The organism is Sphingobium sp. SYK-6, assembly GCF_000283515.1.
In the GTDB taxonomy this organism is placed as follows: domain Bacteria; phylum Pseudomonadota; class Alphaproteobacteria; order Sphingomonadales; family Sphingomonadaceae; genus Sphingobium; species Sphingobium lignivorans.
Map to the genome: position 1 here is coordinate 4,027,201 of NC_015976.1, position 19,348 is coordinate 4,046,548.

General features: G+C 65.1%; 16 protein-coding genes and 1 tRNA gene. 5 read left to right on the top strand and 12 right to left on the bottom strand.

What is annotated here, in order from left to right; translation table 11 throughout:
- Positions 1–18: 18 nt before the first annotated feature.
- Positions 19–1,005 carry a glycosyltransferase family 2 protein gene (locus SLG_RS18520; protein WP_014078056.1) on the bottom strand — a complete coding sequence of 329 codons (987 nt, stop codon included), beginning with the start codon at positions 1,003–1,005 and terminating at the stop codon, positions 19–21.
- Positions 1,006–1,265: 260 nt separating this feature from the next.
- On the opposite strand from SLG_RS18520, the gene SLG_RS18530 reads away from it, so the two are divergent.
- Complete coding sequence (locus tag SLG_RS18530; protein WP_014078057.1) at positions 1,266–2,792, top strand: CpaF family protein; 1,527 nt, start codon at positions 1,266–1,268, stop codon at positions 2,790–2,792.
- Between the two features lie 116 nt (positions 2,793–2,908).
- Positions 2,909–3,715: a class I SAM-dependent methyltransferase gene (locus tag SLG_RS18535; RefSeq protein ID WP_014078058.1), complete on the top strand. Its 807-nt coding sequence runs from the start codon at positions 2,909–2,911 to the stop codon at positions 3,713–3,715.
- Between the two features lie 427 nt (positions 3,716–4,142).
- Here the strand turns inward: SLG_RS18535 and SLG_RS18540 are convergent, their stop codons facing one another.
- Together SLG_RS18540 and acnA are read right to left on the bottom strand one after the other, a co-directional pair.
- The gene (locus tag SLG_RS18540) at positions 4,143–5,333 is read right to left on the bottom strand and encodes a trypsin-like serine protease (RefSeq protein WP_083853439.1); all 1,191 of its coding nucleotides are present in this window, start codon (positions 5,331–5,333) and stop codon (positions 4,143–4,145) included.
- 327 nt (positions 5,334–5,660) lie between these two features.
- Positions 5,661–8,336, bottom strand: a complete 2,676-nt coding sequence (gene acnA / locus SLG_RS18545; protein WP_014078060.1) for an aconitate hydratase AcnA — start codon at positions 8,334–8,336, stop codon at positions 5,661–5,663.
- A 413-nt stretch (positions 8,337–8,749) separates the two neighbouring features.
- On the opposite strand from acnA, the gene SLG_RS18550 reads away from it, so the two are divergent.
- Both SLG_RS18550 and SLG_RS18555 read left to right on the top strand, forming a co-directional pair.
- A complete protein-coding gene (locus tag SLG_RS18550) occupies positions 8,750–9,715 on the top strand; it encodes a MarR family transcriptional regulator (RefSeq protein WP_148276646.1) in 966 nt (321 codons plus the stop codon).
- 61 nt (positions 9,716–9,776) lie between these two features.
- Positions 9,777–9,852: transfer RNA gene (locus SLG_RS18555), tRNA-Val, on the top strand.
- Positions 9,853–10,019: 167 nt separating this feature from the next.
- On the opposite strand, the gene SLG_RS18560 is transcribed toward SLG_RS18555, so the two are convergent.
- From SLG_RS18560 to SLG_RS18590, 8 genes are all read right to left on the bottom strand, one after another.
- Positions 10,020–10,454, bottom strand: coding sequence for a VOC family protein (locus tag SLG_RS18560; RefSeq protein WP_231848702.1), 435 nt, complete (start codon positions 10,452–10,454; stop codon positions 10,020–10,022).
- Positions 10,455–10,589: 135 nt separating this feature from the next.
- Positions 10,590–10,931, bottom strand: coding sequence for an energy transducer TonB family protein (locus tag SLG_RS21855; protein WP_231848811.1), 342 nt, complete (start codon positions 10,929–10,931; stop codon positions 10,590–10,592).
- 386 nt (positions 10,932–11,317) lie between these two features.
- On the bottom strand, positions 11,318–13,471 hold the full coding sequence (locus SLG_RS18570) for a TonB-dependent receptor (RefSeq protein ID WP_014078064.1): 2,154 nt from the start codon (positions 13,469–13,471) through the stop codon (positions 11,318–11,320).
- A 139-nt stretch (positions 13,472–13,610) separates the two neighbouring features.
- Positions 13,611–14,018, bottom strand: coding sequence for a DUF2946 family protein (locus SLG_RS18575; protein ID WP_014078065.1), 408 nt, complete (start codon positions 14,016–14,018; stop codon positions 13,611–13,613).
- A complete protein-coding gene (locus tag SLG_RS21860) occupies positions 14,018–14,164 on the bottom strand; it encodes a hypothetical protein (protein WP_158512743.1) in 147 nt (48 codons plus the stop codon). The genes SLG_RS18575 and SLG_RS21860 overlap by 1 nt, the downstream gene beginning before the upstream one ends.
- 14 nt (positions 14,165–14,178) lie before the next feature.
- Positions 14,179–15,039 carry a class III extradiol dioxygenase family protein gene (locus tag SLG_RS18580; protein ID WP_014078066.1) on the bottom strand — a complete coding sequence of 287 codons (861 nt, stop codon included), beginning with the start codon at positions 15,037–15,039 and terminating at the stop codon, positions 14,179–14,181.
- A gap of 1 nt (position 15,040) precedes the next feature.
- Positions 15,041–15,415 carry a protocatechuate 4,5-dioxygenase subunit alpha gene (locus SLG_RS18585; RefSeq protein ID WP_014078067.1) on the bottom strand — a complete coding sequence of 125 codons (375 nt, stop codon included), beginning with the start codon at positions 15,413–15,415 and terminating at the stop codon, positions 15,041–15,043.
- Positions 15,416–15,612: 197 nt separating this feature from the next.
- Positions 15,613–17,073 carry a carotenoid oxygenase family protein gene (locus SLG_RS18590; RefSeq protein WP_014078068.1) on the bottom strand — a complete coding sequence of 487 codons (1,461 nt, stop codon included), beginning with the start codon at positions 17,071–17,073 and terminating at the stop codon, positions 15,613–15,615.
- Between the two features lie 204 nt (positions 17,074–17,277).
- Between SLG_RS18590 and dinB the strand changes: the two genes are divergently transcribed.
- Positions 17,278–18,378 (top strand): DNA polymerase IV, encoded by a 1,101-nt coding sequence (gene dinB, locus SLG_RS18595; RefSeq protein ID WP_014078069.1) that lies wholly within the window; start codon positions 17,278–17,280, stop codon positions 18,376–18,378.
- A gap of 273 nt (positions 18,379–18,651) precedes the next feature.
- On the opposite strand, the gene SLG_RS18600 is transcribed toward dinB, so the two are convergent.
- Positions 18,652–19,293 carry an ankyrin repeat domain-containing protein gene (locus SLG_RS18600; protein ID WP_231848703.1) on the bottom strand — a complete coding sequence of 214 codons (642 nt, stop codon included), beginning with the start codon at positions 19,291–19,293 and terminating at the stop codon, positions 18,652–18,654.
- Between the last annotated feature and the right edge of the window lie 55 nt (positions 19,294–19,348).

Here is a 19,348-nt window from a genome sequence, read left to right on the forward strand (position 1 = left end):
GCAATCCTGCCATGCGTGTCATGCTTGCCTCTTGCGGGGCTCACGCCGCGCGACGGGAGGGGCGAGGCCCTGCTCCTCCAGCTTGCGCACCCGCTCCAGCGTCATTTCAAGCAGTTTCCGGTTGCCCGCGATCAGATCGGCCAGAACGCCGAGCATGACGGATACGGTGCCGAGCACCAGCAGCGCGCCGCCCAGCACCAGCGACTGGACGTGCCCCGCACCCTCCCCCACCGCGTAATAGTAAAGGAACCGCACGATCGGGATCGCGCCGGCCAGGCTGCAAAGGCCGCCCGCCAGAACGAAAACCCGGAGCGGATTGTACATGGTGTAGGTGCGCGCCATCGTGACGCAGGTATTCAGGATGAACTGGGGAATGCTGCGGAACAGCCGCGAGGGACGGACCGTCCGGTTGGTCGGCACGGGCACGCTGACGATCCCGAGCCTCTTGCGCCCGGCCTGGATGAGCATGTCGGTGGTGTAGGAAAACTCGGTCGTGATCGCGAGGCGCTGCGCGGCTTCACGGCTGATGGCGCGGAACCCGCTGACGGCATCGGGAATGTCGGTCCGTGCCAGCCGCTGGACGACCGCGCTGCCCAGTTTCTGCAACAGGCGCTTGACCGGTCCGAAATGGGCATTGGTTCCCACCCCCCGATCACCGACGACGATGTCCGCCATGCCATTCATGATCGGAGCGACCAGCGCGGGAATGGCGGCGCCATCATACTGCCCGTCCGCATCCGTATTGACGATGATGTCCGCGCCGGCGGCCAGCGCGACATTGAGGCCGGTCTGGAAGGTGGCCGCCAGTCCACGATTGGTGCGATGACGCACGACATGATGAACGCCGAACCGCCGCGCCACCGCGCCGGTATCGTCATCGCTGCCATCATCGATGACCAGCAGTTCGATCTCGTCGATGCCTTCGATGCGGCGGGGAATCCGCAGGAGCGTATCAGGGAGGCTTTCCGCTTCGTTGAAGCAGGGTATCTGCACGATCAGCTTCATTCGCAGCCTTCCCCGCGTGGCGCGGTCTCGTCGCTCCGAATGCCGGCCCTGAAGGCCATGCACGAGCGCGCGTTCCTGCGGACTGCTATGCCAATGACGGTTAATTTTCCCTTGCGCGCCGATCCCGGCATCCCGGTTTCGGACAGGGTCGGAGCCTCGGGATCGCTCCCGTCGCAGCCCATTAGCCATTTCTCAAACCTTGCCGCCTAGTCCCGTAGGCACTGTGCCGGTCAGCCGGCGCCTCGAACATGGGCCGTGAGATGAGTGCATTTGGACGAAAGAACGGTTTGGGCGGCAAGTCATCCTTCGGCGTGGCCCGCCCGATGCACGTCTCCGGCGCTTCGCCTTTTGCTTCCCCGGCCGCGCCTGCGGGCGGTGCTCAGTTTCCGCCGATTTCGCCCGATCAACCTCCCCTCGGCGGGCCGTCGGCGGGGGCTTCGGGCCTCGACCGCAATGCCGATGCCATGGGGCGGCTCAACGAACGGATGAATTCGGAGCACGCGCCGAACGAGCAGGCGCAGGGATTCGAGGCGAGCGTCCACAAGATCAAGGAGCAGGTGCTGCCGCGCCTGCTCGAGCGAGTCGATCCGGAAGCGGCGGCCACGCTCACCAAGGATGAGCTGGCCGAGGAATTCCGGCCGATCATCATGGAAGTGCTGGCCGAGCTCAAGCTGACGCTCAACCGGCGCGAGCAATTCGCGCTCGAGAAAGTGCTGGTCGACGAACTGCTCGGCTTCGGCCCGCTGGAAGAGCTGCTGGCCGACCCGGAAGTCAGCGACATCATGGTCAATGGCCCGGAACAGACCTACATCGAGAAGAAGGGCAAGCTCCAGCTCGCGCAGATCCATTTCCGCGACGAGGAGCATCTTTTCCAGATCGCCCAGCGCATCGTGAACCAGGTCGGCCGCCGCGTCGACCAGACCACGCCGCTGGCCGACGCCCGCCTGCCCGACGGAAGCCGCGTCAACGTCATCGTCCCGCCCCTTTCGCTGCGCGGCACAGCCATCTCCATCCGTAAATTCTCCGCCAAGCCGATCACGCTCGACATGATGGCCAAGGGCGGCTCGATGTCCGAGAAGATGGCGACCGCCCTGAAGATCGCCGGCGCCTGCCGGTTCAACATCGTCATTTCCGGCGGCACGGGCTCGGGCAAGACGACGATGCTCAACGCCCTTTCGAAGATGATCGACCCGGGCGAGCGCGTGCTCACCATCGAGGACGCGGCCGAACTGCGCTTGCAGCAGCCGCACTGGCTGCCGCTCGAAACGCGCCCGGCCAATCTGGAAGGCCAGGGCGCGATCACTATCGGCGACCTTGTGAAGAACGCCCTGCGTATGCGCCCGGACCGCATCATCCTGGGCGAAATTCGTGGCGCCGAGTGCTTCGACCTGCTCGCCGCCATGAACACGGGCCATGACGGCTCCATGTGTACGCTCCACTCCAACAGCCCGCGCGAATGCCTGGGCCGCATGGAGAACATGATCCTGATGGGCGACATCAAGATCCCCAAGGAAGCCATCTCCAAGCAGATCGCCGATTCGGTGGACCTCATCGTCCAGGTGAAGCGCCTGCGCGACGGCTCGCGCCGCGTCACCAACATCACCGAAGTGATCGGCATGGAAGGCGAAGTGATCGTCACGCAGGAGCTGTTCAAATACGAGTATCTCGACGAGGATGCCGAGGGGCGGATCATCGGCGAGTACCGCTCGATGGGCTTGCGGCCCTACACGCTCGACAAGGCCCGGCAGTTCGGGTTCGACCAGGCCCTGCTCGACGCCTGCCTCTGAAGCGGCCGGGCGGGGCGCGCCTGCGCCGGTCCACGCGAAGATTTCAGCGGCTTGCCCTTCCGAAGGCATTGCGACACTGTGCGGGCTACGCAACGCCCTGCCAGGAGAGAGCTGCCATGTCCCCCTTCCCCATCCGAACCCTGTTTGCCGCTTTCGCGCTGACCGCCGGCGCGGGATCGACGGCGGCTTACGCCCAGTCTTCCGAGAGCCCGAAGGCCAGCGCCGACATCAAGGCCGCCGTCGCGGCGCCGGGCAGGACGCCGGCCAATGTCGCGCGGGACAAATATCGTCGTCCGGCCGAAACGCTGAGCTTTTTCGGCGTGCAAGGCGGGCAGACGATCGTCGAATATTTCCCGGCCGGCGGCTGGTACATGGAGATCCTCGCGCCGCTCACGGCAAAGGGCGGCGGCACCTATTACGGCGTGCAGCCGGCCGGCCGCTATCGCGACGCCGCACAGAAGACGGTCGACTCGAACCCGGCCCTTTCCGGCAAGGTGAAGCTCGTCGAGCTTGCGGACGTGCCCGCCGGGAGCGCGGACACGGTGCTGACGTTCCGCAACGTCCATAACATGGTGATGGGTGGCAACGCGCCGTCCGTTTTCTCGGCGTTCTTCCGGATGCTCAAGCCGGGCGGCGTGCTCGGCATCGTCGACCATCGCCTGCCGGAAGACAGGGACGTCGCGCTGGAGAAATCGAGCGGCTATCTCAAGGTCTCGACCGTCCGCAAGCTGGCCGAGGACGCGGGCTTCGTGCTGGATGCCAGCTCGGAAGTGAATGCCAATCCCAAGGACACGGCCGATTGGCCCAAGGGCGTCTGGACCCTGCCGCCCACCCTGCGGGAAGGGGACACGGACCGCGAGAAATATCTCGCCATCGGCGAGAGCGACCGGATGACCTTGCGCTTCCGCAAGCCGGCAGCCTGATCCACCGCGACGCGGGCGCCCCGCTCTCCCTCGGGGAGCGAGGGCGCCTGACTGCGCGATCGATGACAGCGCGGGGCGTGATGAGTCGTGGCGCGGCGATACGGAATGGCGGGCGGTTTTCGTTCGATCGGTAGCGACCCCTGATCGATCGGTGTCGCCGGGAACGCCGGCTTGCTTGCTATCGAGCGCCGGACGCTGGCCAGAAGCTCGGCAGGCTTCACTCTCCTGACGGCAGTCCCTCCCTGCCGGCCGCGCTAGCGCATTGGGATATGCCCGCGATTCTGGTGCGCAGGCTGATGGACGACCTCGCATAGCGAAAGAGCGCGCACCCGGCGCATGATGGCGACGCCGCGCGCTCTATATCTGATTTGGCATCTCGGTCATGGCCGGAAAGCCGCTTGGGCTTCCCGGCATCATGATTTCGATGTCAGGCGCCGGCGAGCGCCGTGCGGCGGGCCCGGATGCGCAGCGCGCTACCGAGAATGCCGAAGCCGGCGATCATCTGCAGCCAGACGGCCGGTTCGGGGATCGGAGCGATCGCCGGAACCAGGTTGCCGAGGATGAAGTCCTTGTGGAGGTAAACCGGCACAAAGCCGCCGAACTCACCGCAGCTGCTGTTCAGCCCGGTGCGGCAGTCGCCCCAGGCCGTCCCGAACGACAGACCATAAGAGTTGATCGACGCCAGCTTGCCATCGACGAAGCCCGGACCACCCGAGTCACCGCCAGCGATGCCGGCCTCGCGCTCACCATGGCCGAGATCGCAGAAGACCGCGCCCGCGGCACCGGCAATGTTGCTCGCCTGCGCGATGCGGCAGGAAGCGTCATTGGCGGCAAGACCGCTGTCGAAGTCCGCGATGTAGGAATATTCGATCTGCGAGAAGGGCTCGTCCAGCACGGTCGCCCAGTTGGTGCCGAAGAGCTCGTCACCCAGACGGAAGTCATAGGTGTTGTCGCCTTCGCGCAGCCAGCCCGTCTGTGCGTCGTTGCCGAGCGCACCACCGACAGTCGAACGACCGCCATAACCGGCCACGTTGAAATCGACGCCGGTCAGGTCATTCTCGAAGTAGAAATCATAGCTCTGGGCGAAATCGGGCGCCGCCTGATCGAGGCGGAGCACGGCGATGTCATTGTGGTCGATCACTTCACCGGTGTAGAGCGGGTTCACGAAGATATCGCTGACCGAGATCATCGACGACAGCGCGTTGAAGGGCACGCGAACGTCCCCGCTCGAACCGTCGTAGAAATAGGCGTCGACCGATGCCAGGCCGGCATCCGGCACGCCGCCGCTGCTGACGCAGTGAGCGGCCGTCACGATCGAGCGACGATCCGGCGCCAGCGAACCCGAGCAGATGAAGCGCGAGCCGTCATTGTAGGTCATGATGAGCGAAGCGACGCCTGCATGGACGCTGTAGTCCGGCAGGAAGGTCGGGTTGCCGCCACCCGAGGTCGGGCCGTCGGCGGTCGGGGTCATTGCGATGATGGTGTTCTGAGCGGTCCAGCTCATGTCGCCATAGGAGCCGGATGCCTTGTTTCCGGCCGCATGCGCAGCGCTGAGCGCCACGGGTGCGAGCAACGCAGCCGATACAAAGGCCGCGCGCCTTACGAACTTGATAGTCATGATGCCTCCCACTTTAGGTCCCACGACGCCGAGTCCCGTCGGCGTCCTTTAACCATGTTGCGACGCAAAAGCTGGGAGGTCAAGACGTGGTTAATAAGCTGTTAACCGAGCAGGATGTGCCACAGTGGCACGTTCGGAGCGCCGATCGGGGATAAGGCTGCTCGCAGGCCGCTCCCAAAGGCGACAAGGCGCCCGGTAAAAGCGACGTATTGAAGGCGCATGTGGAACTCGCGCGGGCAGTTGCGAACAAGCGTCAGCTGCCGCGTGGAGGAGTTCCTGCACCGGGAGAGGAGCACGGGACGCCGCCGCGCGGCGCCCCGTTGCGGGTCAGGCCGCCAGCTTCCTCAGAACATAAGGCAGGATGCCGCCGTTCAGGAAATAATCGAGTTCGTTCACGGTATCGATCCGGCAGAGCGCTTCGAAGGTGAAGGCAGTGCCGTCGGCGCGCTTCGCCTCGACCGTGACCATCTGACGCGGCTTCAGGCCGCCGACATTGCGGATCGTGAAGCTCTCGTCGCCCGTCAGGCCCAGCGTCTCGCGATTGACGCCGTCCAGGAACTGAAGCGGCAGCACGCCCATGCCGACCAGGTTCGACCGGTGGATCCGCTCGAAGCTTTCCGCGACGACGGCGCGCACGCCGAGCAGGCGCGTGCCCTTGGCGGCCCAGTCACGCGACGATCCGGTGCCATATTCCTTGCCGGCGATCACCACGAGCGGCGTGCCATCGGCCTGATGCTTCATCGCGGCATCATAGATGGGCATCACTTCGCCCTTGTAGCTGGTCATGCCGCCCTCGACGCCGTCCAGCATCAGGTTCCGGATGCGGATGTTGGCGAAGGTGCCGCGCATCATCACTTCATGATGACCGCGACGCGAGCCGTAGCTGTTGAAGTCGGCAGGCGCGACCTGACGCTCCTGCAGCCACTGGCCGGCGGGGCTGGACGCCTTGATCGAGCCGGCCGGCGAAATATGGTCGGTCGTGATCGAATCCGCGAAGATGGCGAGAGGCCGCGCATCGAGAATGTCCGACACCGGGGCGGGCGTCATTTCCATGCCCTCGAAATAAGGCGGGTTGGCAACATAAGTGCTGCCCGCGCGCCAGGCATAGGTGTCCGATCCCGTCACGTCGATCGCCTGCCAGCGATTGTCACCGGTGAAGACGCCGGCATAGCGGCTCTGGAACATCTCGCGGCTGATCGCGCCGTCCATCACCGAGCGGATCTCGTCGTTGCTCGGCCAGATGTCCTTGAGGAAGACGTCCTGCCCATCCTTGCCGGTGCCGATCGGCGTCTCGACGAAATCGGTCGTGACGGTGCCCTTGAGCGCATAGGCGACGACCAGCGGCGGCGAAGCGAGGAAGTTCGCCCGCACGTCCGGCGAGACGCGCCCCTCGAAATTGCGGTTGCCCGACAGGACCGAAGCGGCAACGATGTCGTTGCCGTTGATCGCCTTGCTGATCGGCTCGGCCAGCGGGCCCGAATTGCCAATGCAGGTCGTGCAGCCATAGCCCACGAGGTTGAAGCCGACGGCATTCAGATAATCCTGAAGGCCGGCCTTCTCCAGATAATCGGTGACGACCTGGGAGCCGGGCGCCAGCGAGGTCTTCACCCAGGGCTTGGGCTTGAGGCCGAACTCGACGGCCTTCTTGGCGACGAGGCCGGCGGCGACCAGAACGCTCGGGTTGGACGTGTTGGTGCAGCTCGTGATGGCTGCGATCACGACGTCGCCATCGCCGATGTCATGATCCTTGCCCTCGACAGGCACCCGCACGGCCGCCGCCTTGTTGTAGATCCGGGAAAGATCGTCGTTGAAGACGTCATCCACCTTGGTCAGCACCACCTTGTCCTGCGGGCGCTTGGGGCCCGCGAGGCTCGGCGTCACGCTGCCCATGTCCAGCTCCAGCGTATCCGTGAAGATCGGATCGGCCGCCTGCGGATCGAGCCAGAAGCCCTGCGTCTTGGCATAGGCTTCCACGAGCGCGATCTGGTCCTCGTCGCGACCGGTGAGGCGCATGTAATCGAGCGTCTTGCCGTCGATCGGGAAGAAACCGCAGGTCGCGCCATATTCCGGCGCCATGTTGGCGATGGTCGCGCGGTCCGCGAGGCTGAGCGAGGAAACGCCCGGCCCGAAGAACTCGACGAAGCGGCCGACCACGCCCTTGGCGCGCAGCATCTGGGTAACGGTGAGCACGAGATCGGTGGCCGTGATGCCCTCGGCCAGCGCGCCGGTCAGCTTGAAGCCGACGACTTCCGGGATGAGCATGGACACCGGCTGGCCGAGCATCGCCGCTTCTGCCTCGATGCCGCCGACGCCCCAGCCCAGCACGCCCAGGCCATTGACCATCGTGGTGTGGCTGTCGGTTCCGACGCAGGTGTCGGGATAAGCCACGGTTTCGCCTTTCGCGTCCACGCTCGTCCAGATCGCCTGTGCGATATGCTCCAGATTGACCTGGTGGCAGATGCCCGTGCCCGGCGGCACCACCTTGAAGTTGTCCAGCGCCTTGCTACCCCATTTGAGGAATTCATAGCGCTCGGCGTTGCGCTGATATTCCAGCGCCACATTGTCCTCGAAGGCCTGCGGCGTGCCGAACTCGTCGACCATCACCGAGTGATCGATGACGAGATGGACAGGGACCTGCGGATTGATCTTGCTCGCGTCCGCGCCCAGCGCGTTCATCGCGTCGCGCATCGCCGCCAGATCGACCACGCAGGGCACGCCGGTGAAATCCTGCATCAGCACGCGGGCGGGCCGGTACTGGATCTCGCTGTCCGACGCGACCGGGTTCTTCTGCCAGTCGATGATGGCCTTCACGTCGTCGGTGGTGACAGTGACGCCGTCCTCGAAGCGCAGCATGTTTTCCAGCAGCACCTTCATGGAGAAGGGAAGCCGCGAAACATCGCCGAAGCGAGCCGCCGCCTTCGACAGGGAATAATAGCCGTAGCGCTTGCCACCGACATCCAGCGTATCGCGCGTGCCAAGCGTGTCCTGTCCGGTCGCGGTCATCAGTTCTGTCTCCTCAATGTCTGTGTCGGACGCTCGGCGGAGGCGGGCTGAGCGGGCGGGCGAACGCCGGGCGCTGCGTCTTCACCGCTGGGCCATAGCGCTTCAAGGCAGTGTGTCAACGGGCGCCCGGACAAGGACTGTGGGCGCGGCGCGAGAGGGTCATCCCCGATATTCCTCCGGCATGGAGGAAGTTTCCGGCTCTGCTCCGGGCTGCTCTTGAGCTTACGCCAAAACGGATCAAACAGGGTTCAAAAGTGATTTATTATGGTACATAAAGTAAACAAACCAAATACATCTGGAGGGCGGAAATGAGATCGGACTTTGAGGTCGGCCGGCCGGGCGAGAGAATCCCCCTCATGGCGAGCATCGGCAAGCCGGTGGCGCCAGCGGAAACGAATCGAAAAACCGCACTCGTGATCGGAGCCGGCACAAGGGCGTGCGCCCTTGCGCGCGCGGCCAGCGGGGTCGGATTTGGCTGCACCGAACCGGAAGAACCCCGGCATGCGCTCGCGCGGCTGGACAAAACGGCCCGGCTCGACCTCATGTTGCTGGACGCGCGCGGCTTCGAGGCGGCGGCACTTCTGGAAACCGGGGTGGCCGCCGGCCTGCTTGACCATGTGCGGCGCATGCAGGCCCGGCTGGTGGTCATCACGGACCTTGCCGGCATCGATCCCCTTCTCGCGGCGCTCGACGAGGGCGAGACCGCGTTTCTGTGCGAGCCGGAAGATGCCGACATCGCCGCGCTTCTTGTTCTGGCGGCCACGCGCGCGACGCACCGCAGCGGGTTCTGCGACTCGACGGGACAGAGCGAGAAGATGCGCCTGGAAGAACTCAGCGAGGAAGTGCGGCGCCTCACGGCGACCATCGAACGCCTCACCGGACGACACAGGACTGCTTCTGAAGGGGGATCGCCAGACCGGTTCGCGGGACTCCGGACGACACGGACGGTGCCCAGCATGCCTGTGCATTTTCCGGCGAGCGGTGCGCCCGCCCGATCGACGCAGAGCCTTGATGAAACCGCACCAAGCCATGCCGAATTGCGCGCGCTGGTGCGGGCGCGGCGGATGCGGGACCAGTTTCTCCCGGCCGACCTGTTCGGCGAACCGGCATGGGACATGATCCTCGATCTCATGGCCGCCCGCACGGCCGGGCAGCGCGTGTCCGTATCCAGCCTGTGCATCGCGGCCGCCGTTCCGCCCACGACGGCGCTCCGCTGGATACGCCACCTGACGGACCGGGGCATCTTCATCCGCATCGACGATCCCATGGATCGCCGGCGCGTGTTCATAGAACTCAGCGAGTCGGCCGCCGAGGCCGTCAGCGCCTGGGCACTTTCGGTACGCAAGAAAGGTGGCTTGCTTGCCCCGGGGTTTCACTGAGCGCCGCGCTTGACCGGCGCCCCGATCGCCGCGATAGGGGCGGTGACCCGGACGGAGACGGGGGCGATTAGCTCAGTTGGTAGAGCGTCTCGTTTACACCGAGAATGTCGGCGGTTCGAGCCCGTCATCGCCCACCATTCCTATCCGCCGCGTGTCGCCGCTCACACCGCGCGGCTGACGGGCGCGAGGCGTCCGGCAATCTCCTTCACCTCCGTTCTGTAGACTCCTGGCAGCCATGGTCTGGCCGCGCCTTGATGAGCATCCAATGCTTCCCTTCCAGGCGCACGCCGGGGCCATCATCGTGTCAGCTTTCATGCTGCCAGCTCTTGAAGACGAATTCGAGACTGTAGCCATCCGGGTCTGCGACCTGCGCCGCGAAATAGCGAGGATCATAATGGAGCTGCGGGCCGGGTGCATGGATCTCCGATGCGCCGGCCGCCAGAGCCTCGGCATAAGCGGCGCGCACCATCGCTTCGGACCCGGCCACGAAGCCGACATGGACGGCGCCGGGCGCCGCCGCACCCTCCCGCAGCCAGAAGAACATGCGGCCCCTGGCACCGAAGCCCTTGAGATCCGGATGCCCGGCCGGGCCAGCCTCGCCATCATAATCGAGGCGCGCGGTGATGCCGAGAACGGGAAGCACCCTCTCGTAAAAGACGAGCGAGCGATGGATGTCGCTCACGGTGAGGAAGATGTGATCGAGCATGACGTCTCCCGGAGGAATGTTGGCGCTGGCCATCCAGATGGTCCGCGCCCTGATCGGCTGATTTTCCTGCGCCTGCAAGCGGGCCACTTGTCGGCGAGCAGCGCCTCGGACCTCACTTCATCTCGTCCCGGCCCCTCTGCGAAGGACTGCCTGCGCGGGAGATATGCTTCAATCGGGGCGTTCCCGGCCGAACGTGACAGGCACTTCGAACTGAAGCGCGTCTTCCGCCAGTTCCTCTGGCGGCGCCGGAAAGGGACTGGCCTGCCGGACGGACCGCAAGGCGATACCGTCGAGAAGCATGAGCCCGCTCGATTTCGTGACCTCGCACGAAATCAGCGCGCCGCCATGATCGAGCTGGAACCGGACTCGCACCGTACCCGCCATGCGCGTGGCGCGCGGGCGATGCGCCGCGATCTGCGCCCAGAGAATTTGCTGATAGGCCTGTAGGCGCGACGGCTCATCCGCCGATGGCGTGGTCTTCGGGGAAGGCACGGCGGGAGCGGACATCATCGACACGGCTGGGGCGGATGGCACCGCCGGAACAAGGGCAGGGAGCGGCACTGATCCCTCGAACGATCCGGCAGGCGGCTTCGCTTTGTCGCCGTGCAACGGCACCAACGATCTCTCGGCTCCGGGGGGCGCTGCGTCGCGGACCCCCTCGACGTGCCTCGTCTCGTGGCGAGGCAAGGGCTCCGCCAGCCGCGGCAGGGCAAAGACCCTGATAGCCTCTCCGCCTGACGCCACCGGCCGCGACGAAGGCGCCAGCAGGACGAGAAGCGCGACGAGCCCATGCACGGCAAGGGCCGCAACCATGGCGGCCGCCCGGCCCCCGCCCCGCCCGCCGAACGTCCGGCAAGCCGATCTGGCGGGCAGGGAGGGACCGGGCGGCACCATCGTCAGAAGCGGGTCGAGAGCCCGATGTTGAACGATCGGCCCCGTCCGGGCACCGGGCGCAATGGTCCTCCGGCGATATAGTCTCCCAGCGAGAGACCGCCGAGCGGCAGAGCATAGCCCGCGTCGAACAGATTCTCCGCCTCGACGCTCAGCCGCACCGCGCCCACCGTGTAGGCGACACGTGCCGTCACCAGAGCATAATCGTCGGTGCGCGGCTCGTTGCGCGTGATGTCCACCCGCTTCTTCTCCGCGACCCAGTCCAGGTCCACACCCGCCTCGAAGGCGCCCTGACGATGCTCGAGGCCCATCTTCAGGTTGAGCGGCATCTGGCGATAGAGCGCCCCGCCGTCCGAGAGATTGTCTCCATGGACATAGCTGAGCGCGAAGGTCATCGCGGTGCCATCGGTCCCCTTGCCTTCCCGCAGGCGGACCATGCCGGACACGTCGATGCCGTAGAACTCGGCCTTCTGGTTCACGAAGCCCAGCTGCACGAAGCCGCTCGGCATGCCCATCATGTCCGTGAAGGCCTTGATCGGGGTGGCATCGATATAGTCGTCGACATGGGTATAATAGGGCGCGACCTTGAGCGACCAGCCCGCCTGCTTGTCCTCCAGCGCGAGCGCGGCGCTCACGGTGTCGGCGCGTTCGGGCTTGAGATCCATGTTGCCGACATAGCCATTGCCGTCGCCATACCAGCCGATCATCCGGCTCGACATGGAGCCACGGCCCCAGGCATAGCGCTCGTAGAGATTGGGCGAGCGAACCTTGTGCGCATAGCCCAGTTCGAGCGCCACCAGATCGCTCGGCGCATAGCTGACCAGTGCCGATGCGCTCCAGTTATTGTCGATTCGCTTGCGGTCGCGCGCATTGAACGCATTCGCCGCCATGGCGTCGTCCATGTTCATCATGCTGGTCGAATAGGGCTGCACGTCGCCCGTATTCATGCTCACGCGATCGTATCGGACGCCGAAGAGCGTCGAGAGGGCTTCCGACCAGTGCCGCTCCCATTCACCGAAGGCGCCGATCCGGTCCCGATGGGCGGCATTCACGTTGATGTAGCGGTTCGGCCCCATCATCATGCTGCCCGCAACCGGCGGCCAATAGTCGTCCAGCCACTGATGATGGAACTCGGCACCGGCGCGGACGCTGTCCCGCGTGGAAACAGGCATATCGATCTTCAGCGCGGTGCTTGCGGAATGCACCTGCGTGTTCATCGGCATGCCCCCGTCGGCCGTGCCGCCCTTGTCGGCAAGGAAGTTCATTTCATGATCGGTGTCGCGATAGTCGGCCCGAAAATCGACCGAGCCCCAGTCGAAGCTGCCCTGATAGCGCCCGCTCAGGAACCAGCTCTTGTTGGAGGTCATGTCCATGTACTGGTTGGGAAACCCCTCATAGGGGGAAAAATGATAGCCGCCCTTCAGCTCGAAGAGGCCGGCCATGGATTGCCAGGCAAGCGCCAAGGCATGATCCGTCTTGGCATATTCGGTGGAACGCACGGTCCCCTTGCCGTCCCCGCCGGCATAATTGCCCGCTTCGGTATAGGAGCCGGTATAAGTGGCACTCAGCGTTCGCCCCGCGACGGTGAGCGTCGTGCCACCGCCAAAGCCATCGCCATTGGACCGGTAGAAGGCCGAGGCCTCGCCAGTGACGAGCAGGGCGCCGTCCGTGGCGAAACGCGGCGCCGGACCGCTCACGCTGATGACGCCGCCGATGCTGTCACCGCCCATGCTGACCGGGGACACGCCGGTGATGACCTGAATGGCATTCACCGTTTGCGGGTCCGTGTAGGAAAGCGGCGTGTTCATGTCATTGGGGCAGGCCATGTCGATAGGCGTGCCGTCGACGAGGATGGTGAAGCGCTGTTCCGAAAGACCGCGCAGCACCGGCATGGCCGAAAAGCCGCCGCCTGTGTTCGCGCTGACGCCCGGCAGGCGCGTGAGCAGGCCCGCGACGTCACTGGACTGGCTTTGCAGCCTGCGCAGCCGGTCCCGCGAAACCGTCTCGCTGGTGAGAGGCGCCGTCGCGATCTTGGCGGGGCCGGGGCCGGCCTCCACCTCGACAGGGGGCAGTTCATGCACAGGCTGGGCGAAGAGGGGCGCGCATGTGCAGGCGGACGTAAGAAGGGCAAGGCGCAGCGCGCCGGAAGCGATGGTCATGTATCGTACTTTCCATTGAATGCAGGTTTCCAGGCGCCGGGAGGCAGCCAGATCGGCCGCGCCCGGCGGGAATGGTGACGCGGCGCCAGTGCCGGACGGTCGGCGGCTGGCGACTTCAGGTCACGTCATCGATGCTTCATCAGGAAAGGGGCGGTCCCCGGAGCGGCGGGCGCAGGAACGGAGTCCGCCCACGCGAGGCGGGGCGCACAGGCACAAAGCCGGACACCAGGATGAACAGGGCGGCTGCCGCTGCGATGGGCGCATCGATCGCGCCCCAGGCCCCCATGCCGAGCGACGTGAACGGGCAATGCTGGTCCGGCTCGTCGCGATCGCTCGACTTGCCCGGTGCGCTCTCCATCGGGATGGCGATCTGGGCCGTCCTGTGAGTCGCGCCGTCGAAGCAGAGCTGAACGGTCAGGTAGCGGGTCTCAGCCTCCCGGCCGAGCATGAAGCCTTGCGGGATCAGCAACTTCACGCCCAGCGCGAGCGCGAACAGCCATATGGCCGCGACGCGATTGGCTCGCCAGAAGGCACGGATAGCGCTCATCACATGCGCTCATAGCGTTGCGGCAGGATCGCGCAATTGCTGCTGGCGATGGCAGCGAACAGATCGGTGCCGCGTGCCGGACGCCATGCGCTGTCGCCGCGAACATCAGAGCCCGCCGCGCCACCCCCGGCACGACGGGCTCTCATGCTGGTCCTGCCCCTCAGGCGACGCGGCTGAGCGCTTGCCCGGCTTCCAGCAGCATGGTGGCCGCTGCGGTGTTGGAAATGGGGATATGATAATTGCGGCTCACTTCATGAACATGCGGCCCCATGGCGCCCCGCGCGGCGATCCAGTTGACGATCTCGATGCCCTGGCTGCCGGCCAGTTCCACGATGTCCACGGCGCTGTGCGTGGTGAGCGCGTCCGGGTCGTCGCCCAGATTGTCCATGCAGAACCGGTCATAATCCTTGTTGATGAAGCCGGCACGCTCGCCATCGAGCTGGTGCGAGAGACCGCCGGTGCCGAAAATGACGACCCGTTCCGCGCCTTCCCATGTGAGCAGCGCCTCGTGCACGGCCCGTCCGAGCGCAAGGCAGCGCTTGGGGCTCGGCAGCGGATGCTGCACCGTGTTGATCGCGATGGGGACGATCTTCACCGGCCGGTTGTCGGCCCCCGGCCAGGACAGGGCGAGCGGCACGGTGAGCGCATGGTCCACCGTCATGTCCTGACACATGGTGATGTCGAACTCGCTGTTCACCAGATGCTCGATGATATGCCAGGAAAGCGCCTGCGCGCCCGGGAATGGCTTCATCACCGGCAGGCCCCAGCCCTCGTCGGCATTGTGATATTCGGCTGCGGCGCCGACCGCGAAGGTCGGCATCTTGTCCAGGAAGAAGTTCAGGCCATGGTCGTTGTAGAAGATCACGGCCACGTCCGGCCGCGCGCCTGCCAGCCAGCGATGGATGGGGTGGAAGCCGTCGAAGAAGGGCTTCCAGTAGGGATCATCCTGCAATCCCCGGGCGATCGCCCCGCCGATGGCGGGCACATGGCTGGTGAAGATGCCGCCGACGATGTGGGCCATCTCAGTTCTCCGCTTCCTGAAGGAGTTTTTGCTTGAACGCCTCGACCGTCATGCCGGTCTGCTGCGCGCCCACATCCTGCACGTTGAGGCCGAAGATGCCGGCCAGCTTGGCGAGATAGTAGATGTTGCCGCCCGCCGCGATCATGGCGAGCACATCGCGCGCGGCAACGGCGTCGCGCTGCGCGGGCGTCAGGCCGAAGCGGGCGCAATAGGCCTCCTCATCGGCGCGGAAGGCCTCGCGGTTCGCCGCGTCATTGAAGGAATAGCACATGGCGTTGAGGGCATAGCCGCGCGAAGCGGCATCGCCGTCGAACAAAGGCGTGCCCGGGATGGTCCGGCTTCGCTTCGTCGAAGCGGTGTCGACCGTCATGTTCATGAAACGCATCCTTCTGCAAACTCTCCTGGCCGAGGATCGGCCAAAACGCTGCTGTCGCATTGACGTGAATCAAATGATGATCATTCATCAACTGCCCGGAACACCGGAACAGACTTACGCCAGAAGGGAGCCGCGCACTCTGGCGCGGCCCCGGCTTCTGGCGGGGATGGACTCGTTTTTTGGCGAAGATGGAGACGTCAGGCGGCGACGGCCAGCCGACTTGCGTCGGCCCAGTTGCCGTGGAGGCCCTGCCGGATGCGCACCGGCAGCTTCGCGCGCGCGATGGGGCCTTGATCGACATGCTGCGCATCGAAAATCGCCAGATCGCTGTAGTTGGCGACATGATCGTCCACGAGCGCGATCACATAGCCGTCGCCTTCCGGCGCATCGGGGCTGCGGGGAATGAAACAGGGCTCCTGGATCGCGCAGCGGGGCCCGGCCCACCAGCTGCTCGACTTGCCCGTCGCCAGATCGATATGCCCCAGCGTATTGGTGAGCGCATAGAAGGCGCCGCCCGGCCCCTCATAAGGCTTCTCCGTATCGAGGATGAGCATCCAGCCATGGCGATAGGCCTGTGTCGCATAGCGCTCGTCGATGCGGGGGAACTCGTCTGGCCGGTCGAACAGCCGCTCGGTCTTCTCGAAACTGTCGCCGTTCGAGGCCATGTCCACCGTCCATCGGGTGAGAAAGCCCTGCCCGGCGACGGGATCGAAGGGCGCGCCATGCACATCGGGAAAGAAGGGGAAGCTGTTGTTCCGCGAGACGGGCATGTCGATATGCACTTTCGTGCCGTCGTTGAACGCGTTCATCACATGGCCGACGAAGCAGTTGCCGGTCTTGAACCAGCGCAGGTCGCGCGCGTCTCCGTTACGCGGCAGAATGCCCAGATAGCAGGGAAGCGTGGTGTCGAAGCCGAAGAAAGGCAGGCGCTGCTTCAGCCGGCCCCATGAACTGAGCAGGGGCATGACGGCGAAAACCGCATAGTCCTCGGTCACCCCGAAGTCGTGCATCATGCAGTAATAAGGGTTCTGGAAGGGAATCTCCTTCAGCAGCTCTCCCGTCGGGCTGATCTCGATATAGGCCATGTCCAGCGTCATCAGCCCCTTGGCGCCATAAGCGAAGGCGCAAAGATTGCCGGTGACGGGATCGATCTTGGGATGCGCGCAGAAGGTCTGGCTCTCCAGCTTGCCGTCGAAATTGGTGTAGCCCTCGGTCTCCAGCGTCAGCGGGTCCATGATGAGGCAGGGGCTGTCCTCCTTCATGGCATAGAGCTTGCCGGCATGGACCATCACATTGGTGTTGGCAGTGCCCCGGATCATGCCCTGGACGCTCGCATCGTCCGTCAGCGGATTGCGATAGGCGCCGAACAGCGACTTGCCGGCCTTGCGCTCCACTTTCCACTTGTCCGTCTGCGCGTAACGCTGCCGGAAATCGATCTTGCCGTCGTGAAAGCGGAACAGGCTCACCATGCCGTCCCCATTGAAGAACTGGTCATCCTCGAACCGGGGCGGGAATTGCGCATCGGGATGCACCCGGTGGAAGGTCCCGTTCAGTTGCGGGGGCACTTCACCCTCGATCTCGATGTCCAGAATATCGCCCTCGATCCGGAGCGGTCGAAGTGTCCCGGAAAAGCCGGGTGTCTGCGGGAAATGGGCCATGCATCCTCTCCATGCGTGAGCCACCAGTCTAGGGCTCGCCGGGCAGGCGCTCTTGATCTCGATCAATCCGGGAGAGCCCGTGCGCATGGGGCCGCGCCGCCGGTGCCATGGTGCACCGCGCCTCGGGTGATCCGCGCCAGATTCGCGAAACGCGCATCATTGTTCCCCTTTCGTTCGAACAGTTGCCGTGGCATAACGCGCCGCATGGAGGCGGCACCGGTCCAGCATCGCAAGATCATCCATGTCGACATGGACGCTTTCTATGCGTCGGTGGAGCAACGCGATGACCCGTCCCTTCGCGGCAAGCCCATCGCTGTCGGCGGGGGCGGCCCGCGCGGCGTCGTGGCCGCGGCGAGCTACGAGGCGCGTGTGTTCGGCGTGCGTTCGGCCATGCCGGGCGGACAGGCGCGGCGCCTGTGCCCCGAGCTCGTCTTCGTGCGTGCCCGTTTCGATGCCTATCGCGCGGTGTCCCAGCAGATTCGCGGCATTTTCGAGCGGTTCACGGATGTGATCCAGCCGCTCTCGCTGGACGAGGCCTATCTGGACGTCACGCAAAACAAGCTCGGGATCGTCTCGGCAACCTATGTCGCGCAGGAGATCCGCCGCCTCATTCGCGAGGAGACGGGGCTTACGGCGTCCGCAGGCGTTTCCTGCAACAAGCTCATCGCCAAGCTCGCGTCGGACCAGAACAAGCCGGACGGCCTGTGCATCGTGAAGCCGGAAGAGGCGGAAGCCTTCATGGCGGCCATGCCGGTCGGACGTATCCATGGCATCGGCCCCGTGACCGCGCGCCGCATGGCGACGCTCGGCATTCACAGCGGCGCAGATCTCAAGGCCTGGCCGCTGCCCGCCCTTCAGCGCCATTTCGGCAAGTCAGCCACTTTCTATCATGATGCCGCGCGTGGCATCGACGATCGTCCGGTGCGGGATCGCGAGACGCGCAAGTCGATCAGCGTGGAAGATACGTTCGAAAGCGATATCGGCGCCGAGGGCCAGTTGCTGGCGGAACTGGAGAAGATCGCCGCCCGTCTGTGGACGCGCGTCATCGCGGCGCGCGCGCTCGGCCGGACGGTGACGCTCAAGATCAAGCTCGGCGACTTCCGCATTCTCACCCGCTCGCGCACGCTACCCGCGCCGCCCGTCAATGCCGAGGACCTGTATGCGATCGGCACGGACCTGCTGCGCGCGCAGCTTCCCTTGCCGATCGGCGCGCGGCTGCTGGGGCTCGGCCTGTCCAATCTGGTCGACCCGTCGGCCGAAGAGGATGAGCAGGAGCAGGTCCAGCTCAGGCTTGCCTTCGGGTGACGCTAAAGTGGGTCGCTCGGCCAAACGGACTGGATTTTTTCGAACTGGCGAAGTCCGACGCGCTGAGCGCCTCATCAGGCTTGGGGCTGATCGACACTCAACCTCTGGAGCGCGTTCCCTCCCTGTAAAACGTCATGCTGAACTTGTTTCAGCATCCATCGCGCTTCAAGCTCCGGTCTCAGCCGCGAAATGGATGCTGAAACAAGTTCAGCATGACGGAAACATTGGCGGGAAGGGTGCCTGTTCGACGGAAGAAATAAATGTCGATCAGCCTTATAGCGAGGGCCCCTGCACGGCCTTGTCCTTCGGCGCACTCTGCTTGGCCGTCAGCGCCTCGATCATGCCGCCCACCGGCGGGCCGGCCTTGGCGTAATCGAGCGCGGACATGCCGGCCAGCGCATCGCGGCGATTGGGGTCCGCCCCATTGTTCATCAACAGCCTCACCATCTCCAGGTCGCGCATGTGGACGGCCCGGATCAGCGGCGTCTCGCCACTGCCGTTGGGCTGGTTGGGATTGGCCTTCTGCGCGAGCAGGCGCTGCGCGCCCTCGATGAAGCGCTTCTCCACCGCCAGCATCAGCGGGCTTCGTCCCGAATTGTCGGTGAGATCGGGCCGTGCTCCGCGGGCCAGCAGATAATTGGTCATGGTGAGATCGCGACGACCGATGGTGATGAGCAACGCCGTTTCGCCGTTCGTCTTGTCCTTGGTGTTGACCAGCGTGACGCCGGGCTGCTCCAGAAATTCCAGGATCTTGCTGTTGTCCGACTTCCGCACGGCCTCAAGGAACTTGTAGCTGTCCGAGAACTGCGCCGCAGCCGGCTGCGCGACGAGCAGGAGGCCGATCAGCGCCGCCAGCGCGGCCATGGCCCGTCGGGCCAGCGGACGCATCGTCAGGTCACGGCCAAGCTGTATCACGTCTGAAATCCCCCTCGTACCGGCAGGCTGCCTCTTGCGGTTGCGTTGGCTCCAA